This is a genomic window from Desulfovibrio sp. (genome assembly GCF_009712225.1).
Lineage (GTDB): Bacteria > Desulfobacterota > Desulfovibrionia > Desulfovibrionales > Desulfovibrionaceae > Desulfovibrio.
The window spans coordinates 312768-331041 of sequence record NZ_WASP01000003.1 but is presented as its reverse complement, the minus strand read 5'-3'; the positions used below and the strand labels follow the sequence as shown (position 1 = coordinate 331041).

The 18274-nt window shown below is 60.7% G+C and carries 24 protein-coding genes and 1 pseudogene; 6 read left to right on the top strand and 19 right to left on the bottom strand.

The window, feature by feature from the left end:
• The 18 genes and pseudogenes from F8N36_RS02635 to F8N36_RS02550 form a co-directional block, all read right to left on the bottom strand.
• Window positions 1-572: pseudogene (locus F8N36_RS02635) on the bottom strand (hypothetical protein); the annotation flags it as partial.
• Window positions 563-970, bottom strand: a complete 408-nt coding sequence (locus F8N36_RS02630) for a tail fiber assembly protein (RefSeq protein WP_291331185.1) — start codon at window positions 968-970, stop codon at window positions 563-565. The gene F8N36_RS02630 and the pseudogene F8N36_RS02635, both read right to left, overlap by 10 nt.
• Window positions 958-2223, bottom strand: a complete 1266-nt coding sequence (locus tag F8N36_RS02625; protein WP_291331184.1) for a hypothetical protein — start codon at window positions 2221-2223, stop codon at window positions 958-960. Before F8N36_RS02625 ends, F8N36_RS02630 begins: the two co-directional genes overlap by 13 nt.
• Window positions 2224-2262: 39 nt before the next feature.
• Window positions 2263-2853, bottom strand: coding sequence for a hypothetical protein (locus F8N36_RS02620; RefSeq protein WP_291331183.1), 591 nt, complete (start codon window positions 2851-2853; stop codon window positions 2263-2265).
• Between the two features lie 105 nt (window positions 2854-2958).
• Window positions 2959-3402, bottom strand: coding sequence for a hypothetical protein (locus tag F8N36_RS02615; RefSeq protein WP_291331182.1), 444 nt, complete (start codon window positions 3400-3402; stop codon window positions 2959-2961).
• Window positions 3403-3505: 103 nt separating this feature from the next.
• Window positions 3506-4495 carry a major capsid protein gene (locus tag F8N36_RS02610; protein WP_291331181.1) on the bottom strand — a complete coding sequence of 330 codons (990 nt, stop codon included), beginning with the start codon at window positions 4493-4495 and terminating at the stop codon, window positions 3506-3508.
• Window positions 4496-4562: 67 nt separating this feature from the next.
• Window positions 4563-5099, bottom strand: a complete 537-nt coding sequence (locus F8N36_RS02605) for a hypothetical protein (protein WP_291331180.1) — start codon at window positions 5097-5099, stop codon at window positions 4563-4565.
• Window positions 5080-5424, bottom strand: coding sequence for a hypothetical protein (locus F8N36_RS02600; protein WP_291331179.1), 345 nt, complete (start codon window positions 5422-5424; stop codon window positions 5080-5082). Before F8N36_RS02600 ends, F8N36_RS02605 begins: the two co-directional genes overlap by 20 nt.
• Complete coding sequence (locus F8N36_RS02595; protein WP_291331178.1) at window positions 5424-7256, bottom strand: portal protein; 1833 nt, start codon at window positions 7254-7256, stop codon at window positions 5424-5426. Before F8N36_RS02595 ends, F8N36_RS02600 begins: the two co-directional genes overlap by 1 nt.
• A gap of 1 nt (window position 7257) precedes the next feature.
• Complete coding sequence (locus F8N36_RS02590; RefSeq protein ID WP_291331177.1) at window positions 7258-7467, bottom strand: hypothetical protein; 210 nt, start codon at window positions 7465-7467, stop codon at window positions 7258-7260.
• A gap of 33 nt (window positions 7468-7500) precedes the next feature.
• Complete coding sequence (locus tag F8N36_RS02585; RefSeq protein ID WP_291331176.1) at window positions 7501-8019, bottom strand: GNAT family protein; 519 nt, start codon at window positions 8017-8019, stop codon at window positions 7501-7503.
• Window positions 8020-8036: 17 nt separating this feature from the next.
• Entirely contained in the window at window positions 8037-9398 is a 1362-nt protein-coding gene (locus F8N36_RS02580) for a terminase family protein (protein ID WP_291331175.1), read from the bottom strand.
• 43 nt (window positions 9399-9441) lie between these two features.
• On the bottom strand, window positions 9442-9750 hold the full coding sequence (locus F8N36_RS02575) for a hypothetical protein (RefSeq protein ID WP_291331174.1): 309 nt from the start codon (window positions 9748-9750) through the stop codon (window positions 9442-9444).
• Complete coding sequence (locus F8N36_RS02570; RefSeq protein WP_291331173.1) at window positions 9750-10160, bottom strand: DUF2730 family protein; 411 nt, start codon at window positions 10158-10160, stop codon at window positions 9750-9752. The genes F8N36_RS02575 and F8N36_RS02570 overlap by 1 nt, the downstream gene beginning before the upstream one ends.
• Window positions 10161-10202: 42 nt before the next feature.
• A complete protein-coding gene (locus F8N36_RS02565; protein WP_291331172.1) occupies window positions 10203-10514 on the bottom strand; it encodes a hypothetical protein in 312 nt (103 codons plus the stop codon).
• Window position 10515: 1 nt separating this feature from the next.
• Window positions 10516-11199, bottom strand: coding sequence for a glycosyl hydrolase 108 family protein (locus tag F8N36_RS02560; RefSeq protein ID WP_291331171.1), 684 nt, complete (start codon window positions 11197-11199; stop codon window positions 10516-10518).
• A 218-nt stretch (window positions 11200-11417) separates the two neighbouring features.
• A complete protein-coding gene (locus tag F8N36_RS02555; RefSeq protein ID WP_291331170.1) occupies window positions 11418-12050 on the bottom strand; it encodes a Mor transcription activator family protein in 633 nt (210 codons plus the stop codon).
• Complete coding sequence (locus F8N36_RS02550; RefSeq protein ID WP_291331169.1) at window positions 12040-12294, bottom strand: hypothetical protein; 255 nt, start codon at window positions 12292-12294, stop codon at window positions 12040-12042. The genes F8N36_RS02555 and F8N36_RS02550 overlap by 11 nt, the downstream gene beginning before the upstream one ends.
• Window positions 12295-12624: 330 nt before the next feature.
• Here F8N36_RS02550 and F8N36_RS02545 point away from each other — a divergent pair, with 330 nt between their 5' ends.
• Entirely contained in the window at window positions 12625-13299 is a 675-nt protein-coding gene (locus F8N36_RS02545) for a S24 family peptidase (protein ID WP_291331168.1), read from the top strand.
• A gap of 102 nt (window positions 13300-13401) precedes the next feature.
• Here the strand turns inward: F8N36_RS02545 and F8N36_RS02540 are convergent, their stop codons facing one another.
• Window positions 13402-13647 carry a hypothetical protein gene (locus F8N36_RS02540; protein WP_291331167.1) on the bottom strand — a complete coding sequence of 82 codons (246 nt, stop codon included), beginning with the start codon at window positions 13645-13647 and terminating at the stop codon, window positions 13402-13404.
• Between the two features lie 200 nt (window positions 13648-13847).
• On the opposite strand from F8N36_RS02540, the gene F8N36_RS02535 reads away from it, so the two are divergent.
• From F8N36_RS02535 to F8N36_RS02515, 5 genes are all read left to right on the top strand, one after another.
• A complete protein-coding gene (locus F8N36_RS02535; protein ID WP_291331166.1) occupies window positions 13848-14240 on the top strand; it encodes a NirD/YgiW/YdeI family stress tolerance protein in 393 nt (130 codons plus the stop codon).
• Window positions 14241-14402: 162 nt separating this feature from the next.
• A complete protein-coding gene (locus F8N36_RS02530) occupies window positions 14403-14852 on the top strand; it encodes a NirD/YgiW/YdeI family stress tolerance protein (protein WP_291331165.1) in 450 nt (149 codons plus the stop codon).
• Between the two features lie 9 nt (window positions 14853-14861).
• Window positions 14862-15566 (top strand): response regulator transcription factor, encoded by a 705-nt coding sequence (locus F8N36_RS02525; RefSeq protein ID WP_366247027.1) that lies wholly within the window; start codon window positions 14862-14864, stop codon window positions 15564-15566.
• Window positions 15566-17035, top strand: a complete 1470-nt coding sequence (locus F8N36_RS02520) for a HAMP domain-containing sensor histidine kinase (protein WP_291331163.1) — start codon at window positions 15566-15568, stop codon at window positions 17033-17035. Before F8N36_RS02525 ends, F8N36_RS02520 begins: the two co-directional genes overlap by 1 nt.
• Window positions 17035-18261, top strand: a complete 1227-nt coding sequence (locus tag F8N36_RS02515) for an MdtA/MuxA family multidrug efflux RND transporter periplasmic adaptor subunit (RefSeq protein ID WP_291331162.1) — start codon at window positions 17035-17037, stop codon at window positions 18259-18261. Before F8N36_RS02520 ends, F8N36_RS02515 begins: the two co-directional genes overlap by 1 nt.
• The last annotated feature ends 13 nt before the right edge of the window (window positions 18262-18274 follow it).

The window sequence follows — 18274 nt, the reverse complement described above, 5'->3', positions numbered from 1 at the left end:
GTGGATGCCAGCGACTGTCTGCCGCTGGCATCCACCGCAGCCACCTTGTAACGCAGGGTGTAGCTGCCGCCGCTGCCGGTGAATGATACGTCTGGCGTCACCGGAGCGGGCAGGGATGTGTTGAGTTTCACCTCTTCGAGGCTCCAGGCATACGAGCCGCCATCGGCGTCACGCCGCACGATCTTGTGCAGGGGGTAGGCCGGGTGAGCCAGATAGACCACGTCGCCCACCTGCGCGTGGCAGATGGAGAGCAGGTCTTGCGCCGCATAGGGTGTGGCAATGGTTGGTGCTGTGGTAAAGCCATCAACCGTAGCTATGCGCAGGGATTTTTCGCCCAGTACAAGGATGAAATTCTGCGCGGGCAGTGAGCTGAAGCTGAAAGGCAACAGCACAGAACTGGCATCAAGCCCGGCTAGAAAACGGGTGCCTGGCCGTCTTGCCACATCACCATGCAGGCCGGGGAGCATGTTTTCCATGCAGGCAACACAATTGCGGTAGCGCGAAAGATCGTACCGTGCCGAGAGCGTGGGCGAAATTTCGCCGCCCGTAAAGTTTTGCAGGGCTACGCGCATGGCTGCTCCACTTGTGCGGCGCAGGCAGCGACGGGCCAGGGGGTGTTCTCGCCGCCGCCGTCCCATGGAGCACCTGGCTGCTCTGGCAGGTCGCGCAGGGCTGCGCGGCAAGCCCTGATTGCCGCAAGGTCAGCCTCGTTTATGGGGTAGTCTGGCAGCAGGTATTTGTCTGTGGCCATGAGGCGCGCATCGCGGGCGGCGCGCAGGGCCACAAATATGCCCGTGTGCAGGCCCTCGGCATGCGCTGCGCACAGGTCTGCCCATGTGGGTTTTGCGCGCTCGTCTTCCCACGTTACTGCCTGCCATGCGGATGCGTTGCCATCGGTCACCGAGCCGCCAAACCGCCAGCCCGTGCCAAGCTGTTCAAGTGCCATGCGGATGTTGATTACATTCTCCATACGCGCAACTCCGAGTATATTTCAGCAACGCCAGGTACGCCCGCCACGGGGTAACCCATGCCATATGAGTTGGCAGACTGCGTCCACATGCGAAGCTCGATCTGTGAGGGAGTATCGAGAACAACCTCCCCCTCGACGCTGGTTTGAACAATGTGGGCCGAGCCAGGATTGGTGCGGCCTGTGGGGCCGTGCAGCATGTAGGCCGACGATGTGGCATTGTATATTGCCAGCCGGGTTGTTTCTGCCGCAAAGCTGGGCGCATTTGCCCGAATGTGATATCTGCCCGCAGGCAGTGATATTTTGTTGCTGGCTAACGATGCGCCGATATAATTGTTTTTTATGGTGTTTATGTCCCGCGTGTTCCAGGTGCCTGATGATGTTGCTCCTCCACTGGTGCCAGAGGGCTTTTCGTCGCGCGCGTAAAAGTACTTTGCAATTGCGTTGCCGGTAGCATTGCTCAGGTCGGTATTGGCCTTGCTGGCCAAGGCTGTTTCAGCGTTTGTCAGCCGCGTATCCTGCTGCGAATTTTTTGCCTCCGCAGCGTCCAGTCGAGTGCCTTGCTGGGCGATTTTTTGTTCCGTGGCGTCCATGCGGGGTGCCAGACCGCCAGATGCGGCAGCGGCACTTGCAGCAGCCTGCGCCGCCAGCAGCGCGCTGGTGTGGGCATCATTGGCCTGTGCAGTGGCGGCACTTACAACATCTGTGGTCGCGGTTTGCACTGTTTGCGCCGCAGTGGCGGCACTGCTGGCTGCTGCGTCTGCGCTGGCCTGTGCCACCACTGCCTGTGCACTTGCGGCATCTGCGCTTGCTGCTGCCGCATCCCGGCTGGCGTAGATGGTCGCTACGACCTCTTCCGGTGACTGGTCGCTGGTGGCGGGCATAATTACCGCGCGGGCGATTTTTTCACCGAGCTGCTGCAACTCTGCGGTGGCCTGATCCAGCCCGTCCTCTATCACCTGCGGGTCAAAGCGCGAGGCTGAAACAAGGTCTATACCCTGGGCAAAGGGCATGTCGCGCACAATGGCAAGCCGCCACCCGGCTGGCAGCGGTGTGCCATTGTGCTGATAGGTGACTGTTCCACCGCTTTCGCCAAGGCTGGCCGACCAGCCCTGCGCCGGGGTCGTGCGCCCATCGGGCGAGGTGAGGCTGACACTGAGCTGGTCCGTATTCCAGACCTTGAAGGCAAAGGGAAAGGCCGTAGCAGCGCCGTTGCCATGGTATACTGCGCGGCTTGGGCTGTAGGGCAGGGTCATGCCGGCTCCTTACTGGTTTGGGGTGTCTGTGGGGCTGGCTCAGCGCACGGCAAGCCAGGGATCTTCCACCGGACGGTCGCTGCGCTCGGAGGCAGCGGCACTACGGGCCGGGGGAAGGCTGTCGGCATAGAGCTGCTCCAGCTCAGCGGCTTTCTGGCTGCTGCCCTTCAGCAGCGGAGCGGCGATAAGGGCAGCCAGCTTGCGGGCCAGCATGTGCGCAAAAAGATCGTCAAACAGGCGACTGTTGCGTACGTCTTCGGTGTACAGTGCCAGGGCGCGCGCAGCGTCGGTCAGCAGCAGCGAACCGTCGCCCGCCGCGTTCTGGGCAAGGCAAAATGGGCGGGCGGTAATGCCCTCGTGGCGCACCTCGTGCACCTTGAGGCAATCGTCGGGCAGGGCGTAGGCAAAACGAAATTCTGGCGCAAAGCCATCGGGCAGGGGCACAAGGGCCATCCAAGCCCTGCGTTGGGCAAAGCTCCACGGAAAGTCGCGCAGCACCTGCCGCCGGGCGGAATCCCAGTACAGGCGGCACTGGAGGGCTTCGGGCGTGTTCTCCTGTTCAGAGGCGACGCTGCGCGTACCCAGAAAACCAAGCGCGCGATTCCAAACGCTTATCTGGCTGATGGTCATGGCAATTCCTGTGATGAAGGGGGTGCCGCAAACTTCCGGAGAGCAGAGCCCCCCGGAAGTTCGGCCAATGCTGGAGGGGGCAGGCTCAGGGCCTGACAGCAGGCGTTAGCCAGCCATGATTGCGGGTTCGTAGGGCAGGTCTTCCTCGCGGGTGAGGGCCGCAAAGATGCGCCCCTGGCTTACGGTTTTGCCAGCCACGGGAGTGACAGCAAAAGAAAGGCGTAGCCAGCTGCGGCGGGCACCCTGCGGCAAAAAGCGCAGGTAGGGGCGGGCACCAAGGGCAAGAGCCGGGGCTTCTTCCCTGTTGTCAACGCTGACCGTTGCCCCGGTAACCGTGGACCAGGGGCCGTCGGCGCTGTCGGATTCTTCCATGGTAATGGTCAGGCTCTGCGTTTCGGCGGGCAAAAAGGCCTCCGTCACTGAAAGGCGCAGGGGCATGGGCTCCATACGGCCCGGAATTTTCAGGCCGGTGAGGCCCACGGCATTGCCTGTGGCGTTGGAGGTAAGGGGGCCTTCAAAAAAAAAGCAGTTGCGGTCGATGATGGACATGGGGCTCCTTTGGCGGGCGTGTATGCAAAATTGGGTTGAAACAGCGTCTGGTTGCGGGGCTAAGGCTCCTACAGGAACCTTAGCCGCCGCTTACAGATGTGCGTTACAGCACGGCCTCGCTGGAAAGGATGGCGTCGCACTGGCGCACGGGGCGGCCATGAAGTACGGGCACGGCCTTGGAATCGAAAAATTCGCCGTACTGAAGCTGCACGTTGCCCGCATCCGAATTCTGCAGTTCAAGGGCAGTAAGCACATCGGCATTGGCGTACCACACGGCCTTTTGGCGCAGATGCTGGGGCATGAGGTTTTTGGCTTCGATGGTCAGCTTCTGCAGATCCACAAAGCCGCTCTGCCCCTTGCGCTTGCCCAGCGCCGCCACGGGCAGGTTGGCAATGCGCACGATGCCACGCCAGTCTCGCACGGCAAGGCCGCAGCGCCAGTTGTACTTGTCGCCCACCACCTGGTATTTGCGGCCATCGGGGTCCTGCGCCATATAGGTTTTGAGGTCTTCGTGCGAGAGACCGCCGTTGCTCTCCTTGGGGTAGATGCCGTGAACAGACTGCGCACCCCACGAAATGAGCCACAGCGAGGTGCAGCCGTCCGCATCGCGGCCCCCGGCGTCCAGCACGTTTTTGGCGTCCTGCGCGGGGTAGCGCATGGAAAGACCGTTGAATTCGTCGGGGTTGATGTTGCTGTTGCCGTAGAACAGGGTGGTGGCGACCTTCTGGCGCATGGCCTCGGCAAAGGCCACGCCCTCGCTCATGCGAAAGGCCTTGTCACGGCTGCCGTAGAGGCGCAGCTCTTCCACGTCCAGTTCCATGATGGCCTCGAGAATGCCGCAGCCTTCCTTGACCTGGCTCCACTGCGACTTGGAAGGCGGTGTGCCCTGATAGAGCCTGCGCCAGTATACTTCGGGCAGACCGGTGCGGATGCGGGTGAGGTGTCCGTCGCTCTGGTTTGATTCCATCCAGAGCACATCGTCCATGATGTCGTTGGTTTTGTTCATCAGCTCAATGATCTGCCCGGCCTTGTCGCCACGGTAGAACTGTTCCATTTCAGCCAGGGACACCACCAAACCCATGGAATTAGCCATAATACCCTCGTATTTTTTGTTTTGTGCTTACTGAATCAGTGCGGTTGCAAAATCTGCGGGCAGAGAATCAGGCCCTGCCGTTGCGCGAGCTCCAGCCCGCGTACATGCGTTCCTCAAGCGGCGGCATGGCTCCGCCTGCCTGCCCCTGCACCAGCCCGTCCTCCATGAGGGCGTCTGCAAGGCGGTTAAAGAACCGCAATACATCAGGATTATTGCCATAGCCGGTCTGTTCCAGCAGCTGGCCAATGCGCTTGCCATCGTCAAAACGGTCAAGGGCAAGCTGGGCACGGGCCACGGTGGCGGGCAGGTTGGCCCCGCCGATGTGGGGGTCTTCCGTGACTTCTCTGCGCCACTGGTTTACCTGCTCCTGCCATTGCTGCCGCTGGCTTGTTTCGTGCTCGTGCAGGCGCTGGGCAAAAGGGTCGACCTGCTGCCCCTGCTGGTCGGGTGAGCCCTCTGCAGCCGCTGGGGCCGGGGCAGATGCAGAAGCAGGTGCGGAATTACCGCCATTGGGCATACCACTGGCAAAGGCATTGGACATGTCGTCCGCTGGAGCTAAATCGCCCACTGTACCGGTGGAAAGATCAGAGGGTGCTGAGGTCATGAGCGTCGTTCTCCTTTGTTTGCAGCAGAGCAGGAAGATGGCTGGGGTTGGCTTGTTGCAGCAGTTGCATGAGGCGCATGCCCACCATGCGGCGGCCTTCGGTAAAGAAAAGCCGTGCGCTTTCAGCTGGTTGGGGTACGATGCCCACCTCTTCGACGCTAAAGTTGCGGCACAGGTGCAGCAGCCAGCGCAGCAGCAGGCGTCCCTGCGGGTTTGCCATCAGCCCGTCCACTGCCTGCCGCATGGCGGCATCGAGGGCGTCAGCCCGGCTGGTATTGTGGGCTGTGTTTTGCTGCTCCTGTTCGTAGAGGGCGAAAACATCCATCAGGGGGTCCCCGCTGGTTTGGGTTCATGTCCTGCCTCTGGCATCGGGTTGGGCTTTGGTGTTAGCTCAACCTGATCTCGGTCCAGGCCTCCGGGCAGGGCGTGGCGTAGCATCCGCACAAGGCTGTCGAGTACACTGCCCTGTTTGCCGTCGGGGTTTTCGAGGGGGCTTTGCGCCAGCTCGCGCACCATGTCCACGCCTTTCTGCACCGCTTCGGTGACGGTCTGCGCCTGTGCGGCCTCGGCCCTTGCGGTACGCATCTGTTTGCGTTCTTCAGACGAGCGCGTGAGGTTTACTGGCAGGCCCAGGCTTTCTGCATAATTGTCGAGCAGATGATCGACATTGAGGATATCGAGGGCTTCGGGCCAGGCAGCCGAAGCCTTGAGGGTCAGGGCCAGGTACTGGTCTGCCGCATTGATGCCCACCAACTTTTGCGCCTGCGCCAGCAGCGATACAAATTCAACTCGCAGGCGTCGGCCCGCCAGTTCGGGCGGGCAGGGGGGCAGCATGTCGAGGTCGCGCATGCATTCAAAGGTGCGGTCCATGAGCGGAATAAACAGTTCGTCGTGCAGGCGCTCCAGCACAGGGCCAACCAGAATGAGCTTTTCTTCTTCCCTTGCGGCAATTTCGCTGGCGGTCACGCCGCTGCGTCCCTCAAGAATGAGCTTGAACAGGTCGTTGTAGAGCCCCTTGCGTATCTGGTCCTGCACCGATTCCATTGCCTTGCGCGCCGTGCCGAGATCGGGATTGATCTGGAGCAGGGGCGTGGCTGCCTGCGGGCTCTGCCCCGGTGCGCTGTCCACGTAGTTGACGCCGCCGGGTGTGAGATCAAGCCCCACAGAGCGCAGCCCCGCCGCCACGCTCATGGGCGGGTCCACTGCCTTGTGGATGGCCTTGAGCGTGGTGACGCCCATCTGCTGCAGCATGCGGCAGTCGGGCAGGGCATCCATGGCTGGCGAGCGCCCATACACATCGTTGCCCGCCACATCCCAGCGCGGGCCAAAGCCGGGGAATGACCGAAACCCCGAAATCTTCAGGGCATGGCGGTTGCCGTCGCGCCCTTCCAGCCAGTACACGGAGGCCACAGGCATACGCGTCGGGTCCCACTGCCCTTGCAGGGCGTTTTCGCGCTGGTAAACGGCCTGAATGACATTGCGCCGTTCGTCTGGGTTGCGCCGTGCCGCTTCGCGCAGGGTCTCTGGCAGGGCGGCAGGGCCAAAGGCCTGCATAATCTGGCGCAGGGTCATGGCGCTGCGGCGAAACACCGTGTCCACCTTGCGCGTGGCGTCGCAGTCCAGTGCGTATTCTCCCGCGCAGAGGGGCACAAAGCGGAAGCCGTTCTGCGGGTCGGCCAGTTCAAAAACAAAGGCAGTGCCAAAGGTTCCCAGTTCGCCATACAGGGTGTGCATGGCGTTGTAGAAGTTGGAGCGCTGAAAGACCGAGCGCATGCGCGTGGCCACTTCGTCGAGCCATGCCTGACCTGCGCGGCTGCGGGCCAGTTCCGTATCGTCAAGGCTCAGGCGAAACCACGGGCGCGCGGGGCTGGTAAGCCCGCCCTGCAGGCCTGCCGCAAGGGTGCGCATGGCCAGAATGCCGGTGGCGTCCACAAGGCCCCGGTTGAGCATGGGGCCTTCCTCTGCCACATCTGCCTGCGGGTTGAGACGGCAGCGCGTGGGCAAAAAATGGTCTGCGAGGCTTTGCCACGCGCTGTCCCAGGGGGCCCGGCGGCGAAGCAGGGAATCGTAGCGGCGCGAGAGTGCCTGTACGTCCTCCAGCCCGGAGGCAATACCAGAGTCTTCCTGCGCAGTGGCCGTGAATGAAGATACCGTCATGCTACTGCCCCAGCATGGTTTTACGGGTTGTGTCATTGCGGCTGAGCGGGCTTGTGAACACCGAACCGTTGATGCCAGCAGCTTTTGCAGCCTTGTCCTTCTGGCTTTGCCGGGCTGCTGTGGCGGCTTCGGTTACGGGTTTCTCCACTTCCTGCTTGGGTACGGGCGCGACCGCAGGCACATCGGGCGTGCCGCCTCCTCCAAATCCCATGATGAGCTCCTTGTGGTTGGGGATTGCCGAAATTTACAATTTTTCAATATCCGCCAGACTCTGCGGGGTGCAGAGCACCAGTACTCCGTCAACCCAGGCATTCTTGCGGGCATGCAGACACGCATCTGGCAAATGCCCAAGCACTCGGAATCCGCAGCTCTCGGCCAGCCGCCACGCATGGCGATTTGGGGAGGGGCACAGACCCATGACCGCGGCGCAGTCGAGGTTGTCAAAGGCCCAGCCAAGACCGCCGCGTGCCATAGGCACAGCCAGTGCCGCCGCGTTACGAAAGGTGGTGAAATCAAACTCCCACACGCGCCCGCGCCGGGGGCTGAACATGGCGCAGGCAAGTAGCCGGGCAGATGGGGCTGGGCCTGTTGCGGCGTGCCCCGCCTCAGCGCCATGGCAGCCCAGCAGAACGGCCCGCTCAGGGGCCGTGATGTGCCGCCACTGTTCGAGCGTGGGGTTTGCCAGCGCGCTCATGGCACAGGCGGTAAGCCCTTCGGCCTGCATGCGGTGGAACACAGCGTCGCGGTCAGGTTGTGCGTGCATGGGAGCAAAGAAAAAGCTCACTGGCTGCCTCCAAAAAAATCGTAACTGGTGCGTGCGCGGCGCGCGGCGGGCGCAATTTCCTGCTGCGGACGAAATCCCGTAACGGCATAGCGCAGGGCATCTGCCGCATGGCTTGCCCAGTCGTGCAGCGGGCCAGAACCAGCCTGTGCTTCCTGACCTGCGCCAGCCCGCCAGCGTCGCCTGTATGCCCGCAAGGCCTTGAGGCCGTGGGCGCAGGCCCCCGCATCAAACCAGAATCGGGGCAGCTGGCGGCGCAGGGCGTCTATGCCATCTGCCAGCGGCAGGGCCGGGGCCATGGTAAAGCGTATGCCCAGCTGGGCGGCGCTTTCCCACCGGCTTTGGCCGGTGCCGAGCTCGCGTACGCGGATGTCGTGCGGGGCAATGTGCGTGCCGTAGACAAAGCCGCGTCCCTCAAGGCTGCCATCTGGCATGGAACCGTCAGCCACCCCTGCTGGCCGGGCTTTGGCCGCCAGCACCTGCGCATAGTGGGCCAACCCTTCGCCGGAGGCTTCGTAATAATCAATGATGCGCCAGCAGCCCGAAGGTTCCACCTGAAAAAACCAGATAGCCGTGGCGTCATCCATGCCCAGATCCCACGCCGTATGCACGGGAAGCTCCGGGGCATGAGGCAGAGGATGGATGCGCCCCTCGCGTTCTGCCGCATCGAGCAGAGGCGCGTAATACGCCCCGCGAACGGCGGCAGCAAAGGAACATTCAAATTCCTGCAGGTACTCGGCCTCGTCCATGCCCCGGCGGGCAGCCGCCAGTTCTTCCTGCGGCAGGTAGCCGGTTTCGGATGCCGGAAAGCGGAAGCGCGACCATAAACCCTGCGTGTCTGCGCCCGCCTGCTGCCACACATCGTAGAGCAGGTTGTCCGTGCCCTGAGGCGTGCCGCAAAAGAGCGCCCGCCCCTGTCTGTCGGCCAGCATTGGTCGCAGTACCTGGGTCCATACCTGACGGGGCATGTCAGCGGGTTCGTCCAGCACCAGATCGTCCAGGTATAGCCCGCGCAGGGCCTGCGCGTTTTCCGTGCCCAGCAGGCGGATGCGCCCGCCGGTGGGCAATATGCAGACAAGCTCGCTCTCGAGAAAACGCGTACCGGGTACCGCCCCGGCAAAGCGCTTGCAGTAATCCCAGGCCACGGCTTTGGCCTGCCCCAGAAAGGGAGCCGCATAGGCCGCACGCCAGTCATCGCGCCCCACTCGCAGGGCCTGACGCACAAGGTCGTTGACGGCAGCCACGGTTTTGCCAAAGCGCCTGTGGCAGAGCAGTACGCAAAAGCGCGAGCGTTCCTCGTGAAAGCGCCACTGCAAGGGGCGAGGCGTGTACGGGATGACGTGCGGCTCTGGCTGAGACATGAACTAAAACCCTTTGTTGTTAACAGGTTTGAAAGATGGGTTTCTACCCGGTTTGCGTGTGTGAATGACTGGCGGCAGAACCATCCTTGCCGGGAGCATGCGGCAGCCTGCCGGACGCGGCGCTGGGCGGGCCGCCCCACACGACCACCATGCGGGGTGGGGTGTCGGGCGAGACGTCGTCGCGCAGAGAGCGTAATATCGCATGCAGTTCTTTGATTTCCTTAACTATATCTATACTTTTTTCCGCAATGTCTGCGGCGCTGAGTGTGCGGGTAAGCAGGTCGAGGCGCTGCTCAAGGCTGTCCAGCAGGGGGGCGCTGCGCGTGGCTGAACGGCGTTTGGCGGGGGGCATCAGTTGCAACCTCCTGTCTGGTCCGAGGCTGCGCGGCAACCAAAAGATGCAGAAGGCTGCACTGCATGGCGCTGGTGGTCTTCGTGTCGGTCAAAGCTGTGCTCCAGACGTTCAAGCAGTCTGTCCAGCCCGGAGATCCGGGCGTTAAGCGCCTGTATCTCGCCGCGCAGGGCGGCCAGCTCGCTGTGCAGGCCCGCCATGTCTGCCGTATCGGGAGTGAGCCGCAGGTGCTCCTCAAGCGATCCTAGTCTGCGTGCCGTAGCGGCCTCGCGCCGGGCATCGCGCTGCACATGCAGCGCGTAGTCTTCAGCTCGTACAAAGGCGCGCCGCAGGCTCCACAGCGCCCAGGCAAACAGGACCTGCACCAACAGCACAAGCAGGCTTGCCCCATGTGAAGAAAAAATGTCCATGATTGCGTTTCCTTAAGGCTAGTTGCGTGGTCTGCGATGTGGCTAGAAGCCCAGCCCCAGCATGCCGAGCAGCAGGGTCATGATTTGGTTGAGGGCCGAGGGGGGCAGGTGTTCGCACCAGCCGGGAAAGAACAGGGGAACAATGATGAGCCGACCCGCTACCTCCCAGCCGAAGAGCAGGGTGAGCATCCAGCCCAGGAATGATCGCCACAGTCGCAGGACGCTGGCGGGGGCGCCGTTGACCTCTGCCTCGTTGACGCGGCTTTGGGATTCGTTTTGCTTGCCGCGGTCTGGCAGTATCTTGCCCACCGCTCCAGTAAGCCCGCCGAGAAGAGAACCGAGCAGTGCCCACATGTTAGTTTTCCTCCCGCTCAAGCTCGGCCAGATGCTGACCGAGAGCCTTGACCCTGTTGCGCCAGCCCTCGAGAAAGACCTTGAGCGATGGCCGTCTGGCGGCCAGATCGCGGTAAAATGCATCGCGTAGCCGCAGTATCTGTCGTGCGGCAAACCAGTGCAGGTTGGTTGCCTCAAGTGCTTCGGCCAGCTCGGCGGTGCGGGGGCCGGGAATGCCGTCTTCGGCAATGGGGGTGTAGTGGTCGAGCTGTGCTTCACCCACGGCGTTCATGCCCTGCTGCAACTGGCGTACTGCCCGCCCTGGGCCCATGTTTACCGCGCCGTCGTACAGGGTGACGGCCAGCGGCAGGGGCAAGGCAGCGCAACCAAGAGCATCCCAAAAGTGTTTCTTGAACAGCACTGCCGCCTGTTCACGGGTGCAGGCGCGGATATCGTCGGCGTCCACGTCGCCGTCCATGTCCAGGTCAATGTCGCAGCAGGTGCAGCCGAGGGTACGCGCATCGGGGCAGGCATCGCAGTTTTTGTGCTGGCGCAGGCACTTTTGGCGGGCCTGCTGGGCAAGATCCTGCACCCAGCGCAGGGACACCCCGTAGTTGGTCAGGCCGCCGGGATCGGCAGGGTGGTCGGTTAGGCCGCCCTCCCACTGGGCGGTAAAGGCATGGGCTGTTTCAAACTGGCTGGGCATGGCGCACTCCTTGCTTTTTATGTGGCCGTACGGGGGCGGCGTGTGCACAACATGCCAAAAAGAGTGGCGCGCGTAAGACTGAAGGGTTTCAGTAAGCTGAAACCCTTGGTTCAAGCCTGTTTGGCGAGAATTATTAACGGGAATGATTTTGGATGAAGAAAAAAAGCCAGCTAGTACGCTGGCTTAAAATTTTTTGAGGACGTGAGTTTTATGGTCCGTCAGCTGTTACTGCGGGGGGAGCAGCTGGACTGCCGGGCAGAATCGCCCAGTCTGAGAATAAGATGGGCGTGTGGGGGAACGGAACTTTCTTTTTTCAGAATCTGCCACACCCGGCGATCTGATATGCCGTGACGGCGCGCCAGACTCGCAACCGCAGCCGTGCTGCTTGAGCCGCGCCGGGTGCGGTGCGAAAAATCCTTGATGATGTCGCGCTGGCGCAGGCGGTTCATAAGCGCGGCACAACGCGGCACATATATGTTTGTGCCGCCAAAAACCGCCATAAGCCTGCGCAGACAAGTCACCCCAAGGGTTTTGCGCAATGTGTGCGCCTTGTCTTTTGGAAGGGTGCGCGGCACGCGGATGCTCTGGCCTCCAAAGGCATGCAGCAGCCGCCAGAACAGGCGCAGATCGTCAACTGCTCTCCATAAGAGTTGGGCATTGTCGGGCAGGTGCTCGATCAGCTCGATCCACTGTTTTTCATTGTCATCATTGTTGCGGGGGGTACCCCAGCTGGCCGCATTTTTGCGGCTGGTGCGCGCGGTATCTGCTGCAGCGGGGTCAATCTTGTCAGCCTGGGCCGCCGCCGACTGGTCATTGTCGGGCGTTGCGGTCTCTGAATGCCTATTGGTCATGACGCGTCTCCACAATGGGGCAGGTGCGCGCCAGTATGTGGTGTGTCGGCATTGCCGGTGTGCTGGGAGGTGTTTGTGAAAGCGGGCAAGTCTGGGCGTGGGGATCCTGTTCCTTCAGGCTGGCCAGAAGGCGCAGATGGTCTATTACCAAACGCAAAACCGGTTGCTGGAATGCACATACGCCAGAATGTAGGGAATCCAGCACAGCGGTAAGGTTTTGGATATCGTCGTGAAATGCGGACATGCTATGCTCCAAAAATAGAAAATTAAATTTGCGGGGCCGTAAAATAGAAAAATCACTATTCGAGGGGATAGTCAAGGAAAAGTTTCACGAAACAGAAAAGTTTTAACTTGCTGTTATTGTTAATTAACTTTTTGATTTTTGCGTCTCGATATGCGCCGGAATCGTATAGAATTAAAGGTTTTCTTTGTGTTTTGAGGAAAACTTGAAATTAATTGAAAACAAATATAGATATGCACAAAAGGAAGCATTGTCATATGAAAGAAACGTTTCGTGTTCGACCAGGCAATGCTATGTTGTTGGTCTTTGGGCAATAAAAAACAAGGGAAAATTATGAAGACAGCACAATCGCCCCTGATATCAGCATTTGGTACGCGCATGCGTCAGCGGAGGGAAATGCTGGGTTTGCACAAACAGGTTCTTGCAGAGGCGGTGGGGCTGAGTTTGACGACCATCCAACAGTATGAGAATGGCCAGATGCCCAAGGGCAGCCATGCTGTACGTCTTGCAGAAGCGCTGGAATGTTCTCTTGACTGGCTATTGGCAGGGCGCGGTGACTGTGGCGGGGGGATAGTGCACACATCCGAGGCGCGGCTCATGATGGTTCCCATGGCCGAGGCGCGGCTGTCTGCGGGGGCGGGCAGCTTTGAGACAGACGGGGACGTGTTGCGCCACTATGCCTTCAGGTGGGATTTTTTGCGGCGCAAGGGCAACCCGACGCAGATGGTGCTGTTGCGCGTTTCGGGCGACAGCATGCAGCCGCGCATAGTGAACAACGACGTGGTGCTTATTGACCAGAGTCAGCGCGAACCTGTGCCGGGCAGAATTTATGCTGTGGGCGTGGAAGACATGGTGTACCTGAAGGTACTGGACGCCATGCCGGGCAAGCTCATTCTTACCAGCATCAATCCCGATTTTGCGCCCATAGAGGCAGACACCAGCGAACATCTGGCGGGTATGGTGCGCATTATCGGCAGGGCCGTGTGGGTGGGCAGAGAGCTGGATTGAGCTGCGTTTGCCCTAACGGCAATAATGTGCCTACTGGGCAAACCTGCTCAAATGAATACGCTTCTGGGTGCGCGGACTGGGCGTTGCGCGGCTTTGGGGTGTTTAGCCCTTGGAAATGGCGCTGGGTGCGATGGTCTTGTCCAGATCATGCTCGCTGGCAAGGTTGCGGTTCCAGGCGCGGATGGCTGCACCCTGCGAAACAGACCACTGCTGTGAGGTTTGCCCGCAAGAGCAGACAACGCGCCACACTTCCTGTTTGCGGCCAGGTGGAAGCATGGACTCCAGATGAACATTTGTTCCACCGCAGGCAAGGCAGGGGCGGATTGTATGTGGATCAAGTTCTTTCATATTGTATAGTATAGCAGCTTTGCCTTGGCATAACAAGGACTGCCTCTGCACAAGAGTGAAACCGCATCCGCAGACAGCCAGGAAATAAATTTTATCGGTTGGGCAGTTCTTAACGCTTCGTTGACACCAGTGTTTGCAATGTAAGTCCGCACGCGACATGTGACGCGCTGCAATTTTTAAAGCACGTTTCTGGAGGAAATATGCGTTATCTGCTTATCATGCTCATGTCCCTGATGCTTGCCGCTCCTGCTTACGCCGCTGGCACCGCCGATGCCCCCGCTACCCCCACCACCACCCGCAAGGCCAAGAGCGTGACAAAAGTCGCCCCTGTGGATACGGTAGCCAAGGCTCTGGCTTCTGCCAACAAGACCCCCGTGTCCGTCACCGGCACCATCGTCGAACCCGTGCAGGGCAAGAAGAACCGCTACGTCTTTGAAGACGGCACCGGCCGCATGACCGTGGCCCTGAGCAAAAAAGCTGCTGCCGCCGCCCACATCGAAGCGCAGAGCAAGGTTCACCTGACCGGCGTTATGGTGGTCAAGGCTGGCAAGGAAGGCGTGATGGCCGTGCGCAAGGCTGAAATGCAGCAGTAGCCGCTCCGGTTGCACATATTGCCACTATTTCCGGTGTCCGCAGGCTGCGCCACAGTGCGCGGACACCGGAAAGTTTTTTGTTCCTCACCCAACCGCCAGCCCCATTCCCGCCACACCATATTCCCCCACCCGGCGGCGCAGCCCGTCCTTTTGGAGAACAGCATGCATACAGTGCGCCCCACTCTATACACCTTGTTTTTGTGCCTGGCCCTCAGCCTGGCCTTTTTGACAGCGCAGCCTGCTAGGGCTGCGGGCTTTGAGGGCCCCGGGGTTGCGGCCACCGTGACTAGGGCCGTGGACGTGCTGGGTGCCCAGGACGATGCCCCCTGCGTGCTTGAGGGGCATCTGGTAGAAAAACTGCCAAGGCGTAAACACCGCTACCAGTTCGAGGACCACAGCGGTCAGGTGGTGGTGGAGATCGACAACAAGATTTTTGATCAGCTTACTGTCACCCCCAAGGATAAGGTGCGCTTGCAAGGGCACGTAGACTGGAACCGCAAGCGGCCCAATGAGGTTGAGGTAGATTCCATCACCATTATTGGACCCATCACAGCCAAGGACATGCCCGAGATTGCCAACACCCCGCAAAAGCCAGCCCCGGTGAGGCGCTAGCCAATGCCCATCGCCCTCTTGCTGGTAGAGGACAACGAGGACATCCTCGCCAACCTCTACGGCTTTCTTGAGCCGCTGGGCTACGAGCTCGACTGTGCCAGAAACGGTAAAACCGGGCTGGCTATGGCCCTTGAGCAGCACTTTGACTGTATTGTTCTTGATGTGATGCTTCCCGGTCTTGACGGCATAAGCCTGTGCCGCAAATTGCGCGATGAACATCAGCGCCATACGCCCGTCATAATGCTTACAGCGAGAGATGCCGTGGCCGACAGGGTTCAGGGGCTGGAAGCAGGGGCAGACGATTACCTGATCAAGCCTTTTGCGCTCAAGGAACTGGAGGCCAGAGTACGCGCACTGCTGCGCCGTGGGCGCATGTCGTCAACCAACGCTGCCTCAAGCGGAGCGGTATGGACGTATGCGGATCTGACATTCAACGCCAGCGAGCACTGGGCCGAGCGTCAGGGCCGCCGCCTGCGGTTGAGCCCCACGGGTTTCAGGATTCTTGACGAGCTGATTCGCGTTGCGCCCGGGCTTGTGCGACGCGAAGATCTGGAGCACTCCCTGTGGGGTGAAGACCCGCCGGAAGGCAGCGCCCTGCGCACGCATATCCACGAACTGCGCCGCGAGCTCGACAAGCCCTTTGCCTTGCCTCTGCTGCACACTGTTCCGCATGTGGGCTATCGCCTGAGCACCGAGCCAGGAGATGCCGACTGATGCCAAGGCCCAACACGCCCCCACCATATGCCCATGACGCCACGCGCCGCAGGGCCAGTATCCGCCGACGTTTGCTGGCGGCTTTTGTGTTTCTGGCCCTGCTCATGAGCGCAGCCCTGGGTATTGTGGGGCGGCTGTCTTTCGATTCGTTGGGAACATATCTTGTGGGCTGGCACGCCAGACCAGTGATGGACGCCTTTATAGAAGCCGAAAAGCGCGCCTGGGAGGCCGAAGACAACGGCGGTGGCAACCTGTATTATGGCGAAGACCTTGCTGTGGTCATGCACTGGCGCTTTCTTGTGGGCAAGCAGGTTCCGCCAGAATGGCACAACATGCCCGACGGTCTGCACTTCATCAACCGCATGGAAGAATTTATTCTCATTGAGCGCAGAGATGGAGTCATCTACGTGCTCAACGGGGGCACAGGTGCCTTTCTGGCTCTAAAGCAGCGGCTTAACCGCATCTTGCTGCTTTGCGCCGTCAGTGGCCTTGGGCTCGCCGTGATACTTGCCGTGGTGCTGAGCCGCAGGCTCACAGGGCCTTTAAGCAAGCTTACCGCCGCTGTGGAAAGCCGCTCAGCGGGGTATCTGCAAGGCGGTTCGCAGCCGGGCGAGAGTGAGCCGCCCATACCGCTTACCAGTCTCGATGACGAGGTGGGGGTGCTGGCGCGGGCCATCGCCGCGCGTGAGGAAGCACTGCGCCGCTTTGTGCAGCGCGAGAGCAATTTTACGGGCGATGTGAGCCACGAACTGCGCACGCCGCTCACGGTAATGCAGGGGGGCCTTGAGATTCTGGAAGTGCAGTTGCAACATTTGCCCCATACCGAAAATCTGGCTCCGGTGGTTCAGCGGCTCATGCGCACCACTGGCCGTATGTCCAATACAGTGCGCACCCTTCTGATGCTGGCCCGCCGCCCCGAGGAAATCGAGTTTCACGACCTTGACTGCAGCGCCCTGCTGTGGAGTATCGTTGCCGAAATGTCGGGCGACGGCGTACTTTGCCTTGCCGACAAGGCAAATTCTGGTACATCAGACTTGGGCCAGCCCACTTCTGGCGGGGTGGGCAGCATACGCGGCAAAGGTCCGGAACAGCGCAAGCCCGTATTATTGCATGCCAGCATTGCTGCTGGCGTGGTGGCCCGTGGGCAGAAAGAACTGGTGGGCATTGTTTTTAACAATCTTCTGGACAATGCATGCCAGTACACAGAAAATGGGCGCGCCTCTGTTACGCTCTGCGCAGGAGAACTGCAGGTTCGCAACAGCGGGCATATCCCATCGGGTATTGATGTTTTTGCCCGGGGGGTGCGGTGCGCGCACAGCGCAGGCAGCGGCGCGGGCCTTGGGCTTTCGCTGGCTCTCAGGGCTTGCGAGCGGCTTGGCTGGCAGCTTGAGCTGATTTCAGAGCCGGCAGGCGGCGAAGCCGTGTTTCGAGTGATATTTACTCCGATATCTCAGGGAGTTGACATATAATGTCTGATTTAAAACTTCGGCAGGGCGTGGCCTCTGCCTCTGGATTTTTTTCCGGCAAGCGGCGCTATCTTTTGCCCTTGCTGATTGTGCTGGCGGCCTTTGTGTGCTGGCGGCTGTTTTTTGCCGGTGGTCAGGCCCGCAAGGGCATGAACATGGAAGCCCCCCCAGTGCGTGTTGCCCCCGCTCTTGCCCAGAATGTGCCGCATTTTCTTAGTGGGTTGGGCACGGTGCTGCCCTCAAGCGATGTGCTTGTGACCAGCCGCGTGGACGGCCAGTTGCAGCGTCTGCACTTTCAGGAAGGGCAGCGGGTCAAGGCTGGCGACCTGCTGGCAGAGATTGATCCCCGGCCATTCAAGGCTGCCCTTGATCAGGCGCGTGGCACGCTGGCCAAGGATCAGGCCCAGCTGGACAATGCGCGCAAGGATCTGGCGCGTTACGCCACGCTGGCGCAGGGAAACTACATTGCCACCCAGCAGTTTGAAACCCAGCGCGCCCTTGTGCGGCAGTACGAAGGCACGGTTGAGGCAGACAAGGCGGCTGTGGATTCAGCCGCACTGCAGCTCAGCTACAGCCGCATAACAGCGCCTGTTTCTGGTCGCCTTGGGTTGCGTAATGTGGATGAAGGCAACATGATCAAATCCTCGGACACTTCGGGCATTGTGCGCATTACCGAGGTAAGTCCCTGTGACGTGGTATTTACCCTGCCGGAAAGTCAGGTTCCTCTAGTGGTGCAGGCCCTGCGCGCCCATGAAGACGACGTGGACCGTCAGCCCCTGCCAGTTCAGGCCTGGGACCGTGAGCAGAAGCACCAGCTTGATGTGGGCGGTCTGCTTTCGCTGGACAACCAGATCGACCTTTCCACCGGCACGGTAAAGCTCAAGGCGCGTTTTCCCAATACTGCCGGAACCCTGTATCCCAACCAGTTTGTGAACGCCCGTCTGCAGGTGCGTGTGCTCCAGAATGTCGTCACCGTGCCCACATCTGCCGTACAGCTGGGCTCACGCGGGGCTTATGTGTATGTAGCCGCCAAGAACGACAAGGGGCAGGACGCGGTAACCGTGCGTTCCATTACCCCCGGCATCACCAGCAATACGCTGACCGTTGTGGAAAAGGGCCTTGAGCCCGGCGAGCAGGTTGTTGTTGACGGGCTCGACCGTCTGCGCGACGGCATTGCCGTAAAAATTGCCGCCACCACTGAAACCCCCAGGGCCCAGGTTGCTGAATAACCGCCGGACCGTT

Bases quoted from the DNA above. Each gene is read 5' to 3' on its own strand.
- F8N36_RS02630 (WP_291331185.1), bottom strand. From the start codon at position 970: ATGGAGAATGTAATCAACATCCGCATGGCACTTGAACAGCTTGGCACG.
- F8N36_RS02625 (WP_291331184.1), bottom strand. From the start codon at position 2,223: ATGACCCTGCCCTACAGCCCAAGCCGCGCAGTATACCATGGCAACGGC.
- F8N36_RS02620 (WP_291331183.1), bottom strand. From the start codon at position 2,853: ATGACCATCAGCCAGATAAGCGTTTGGAATCGCGCGCTTGGTTTTCTG.
- F8N36_RS02615 (WP_291331182.1), bottom strand. From the start codon at position 3,402: ATGTCCATCATCGACCGCAACTGCTTTTTTTTTGAAGGCCCCCTTACC.
- F8N36_RS02610 (WP_291331181.1), bottom strand. From the start codon at position 4,495: ATGGCTAATTCCATGGGTTTGGTGGTGTCCCTGGCTGAAATGGAACAG.
- F8N36_RS02605 (WP_291331180.1), bottom strand. From the start codon at position 5,099: ATGACCTCAGCACCCTCTGATCTTTCCACCGGTACAGTGGGCGATTTA.
- F8N36_RS02600 (WP_291331179.1), bottom strand. From the start codon at position 5,424: ATGGATGTTTTCGCCCTCTACGAACAGGAGCAGCAAAACACAGCCCAC.
- F8N36_RS02595 (WP_291331178.1), bottom strand. From the start codon at position 7,256: ATGACGGTATCTTCATTCACGGCCACTGCGCAGGAAGACTCTGGTATT.
- F8N36_RS02590 (WP_291331177.1), bottom strand. From the start codon at position 7,467: ATGGGATTTGGAGGAGGCGGCACGCCCGATGTGCCTGCGGTCGCGCCC.
- F8N36_RS02585 (WP_291331176.1), bottom strand. From the start codon at position 8,019: ATGCACGCACAACCTGACCGCGACGCTGTGTTCCACCGCATGCAGGCC.
- F8N36_RS02580 (WP_291331175.1), bottom strand. From the start codon at position 9,398: ATGTCTCAGCCAGAGCCGCACGTCATCCCGTACACGCCTCGCCCCTTG.
- F8N36_RS02575 (WP_291331174.1), bottom strand. From the start codon at position 9,750: ATGCCCCCCGCCAAACGCCGTTCAGCCACGCGCAGCGCCCCCCTGCTG.
- F8N36_RS02570 (WP_291331173.1), bottom strand. From the start codon at position 10,160: ATGGACATTTTTTCTTCACATGGGGCAAGCCTGCTTGTGCTGTTGGTG.
- F8N36_RS02565 (WP_291331172.1), bottom strand. From the start codon at position 10,514: ATGTGGGCACTGCTCGGTTCTCTTCTCGGCGGGCTTACTGGAGCGGTG.
- F8N36_RS02560 (WP_291331171.1), bottom strand. From the start codon at position 11,199: ATGCCCAGCCAGTTTGAAACAGCCCATGCCTTTACCGCCCAGTGGGAG.
- F8N36_RS02555 (WP_291331170.1), bottom strand. From the start codon at position 12,050: ATGACCAATAGGCATTCAGAGACCGCAACGCCCGACAATGACCAGTCG.
- F8N36_RS02550 (WP_291331169.1), bottom strand. From the start codon at position 12,294: ATGTCCGCATTTCACGACGATATCCAAAACCTTACCGCTGTGCTGGAT.
- F8N36_RS02545 (WP_291331168.1), top strand. From the start codon at position 12,625: ATGAAGACAGCACAATCGCCCCTGATATCAGCATTTGGTACGCGCATG.
- F8N36_RS02540 (WP_291331167.1), bottom strand. From the start codon at position 13,647: ATGAAAGAACTTGATCCACATACAATCCGCCCCTGCCTTGCCTGCGGT.
- F8N36_RS02535 (WP_291331166.1), top strand. From the start codon at position 13,848: ATGCGTTATCTGCTTATCATGCTCATGTCCCTGATGCTTGCCGCTCCT.
- F8N36_RS02530 (WP_291331165.1), top strand. From the start codon at position 14,403: ATGCATACAGTGCGCCCCACTCTATACACCTTGTTTTTGTGCCTGGCC.
- F8N36_RS02520 (WP_291331163.1), top strand. From the start codon at position 15,566: ATGCCAAGGCCCAACACGCCCCCACCATATGCCCATGACGCCACGCGC.
- F8N36_RS02515 (WP_291331162.1), top strand. From the start codon at position 17,035: ATGTCTGATTTAAAACTTCGGCAGGGCGTGGCCTCTGCCTCTGGATTT.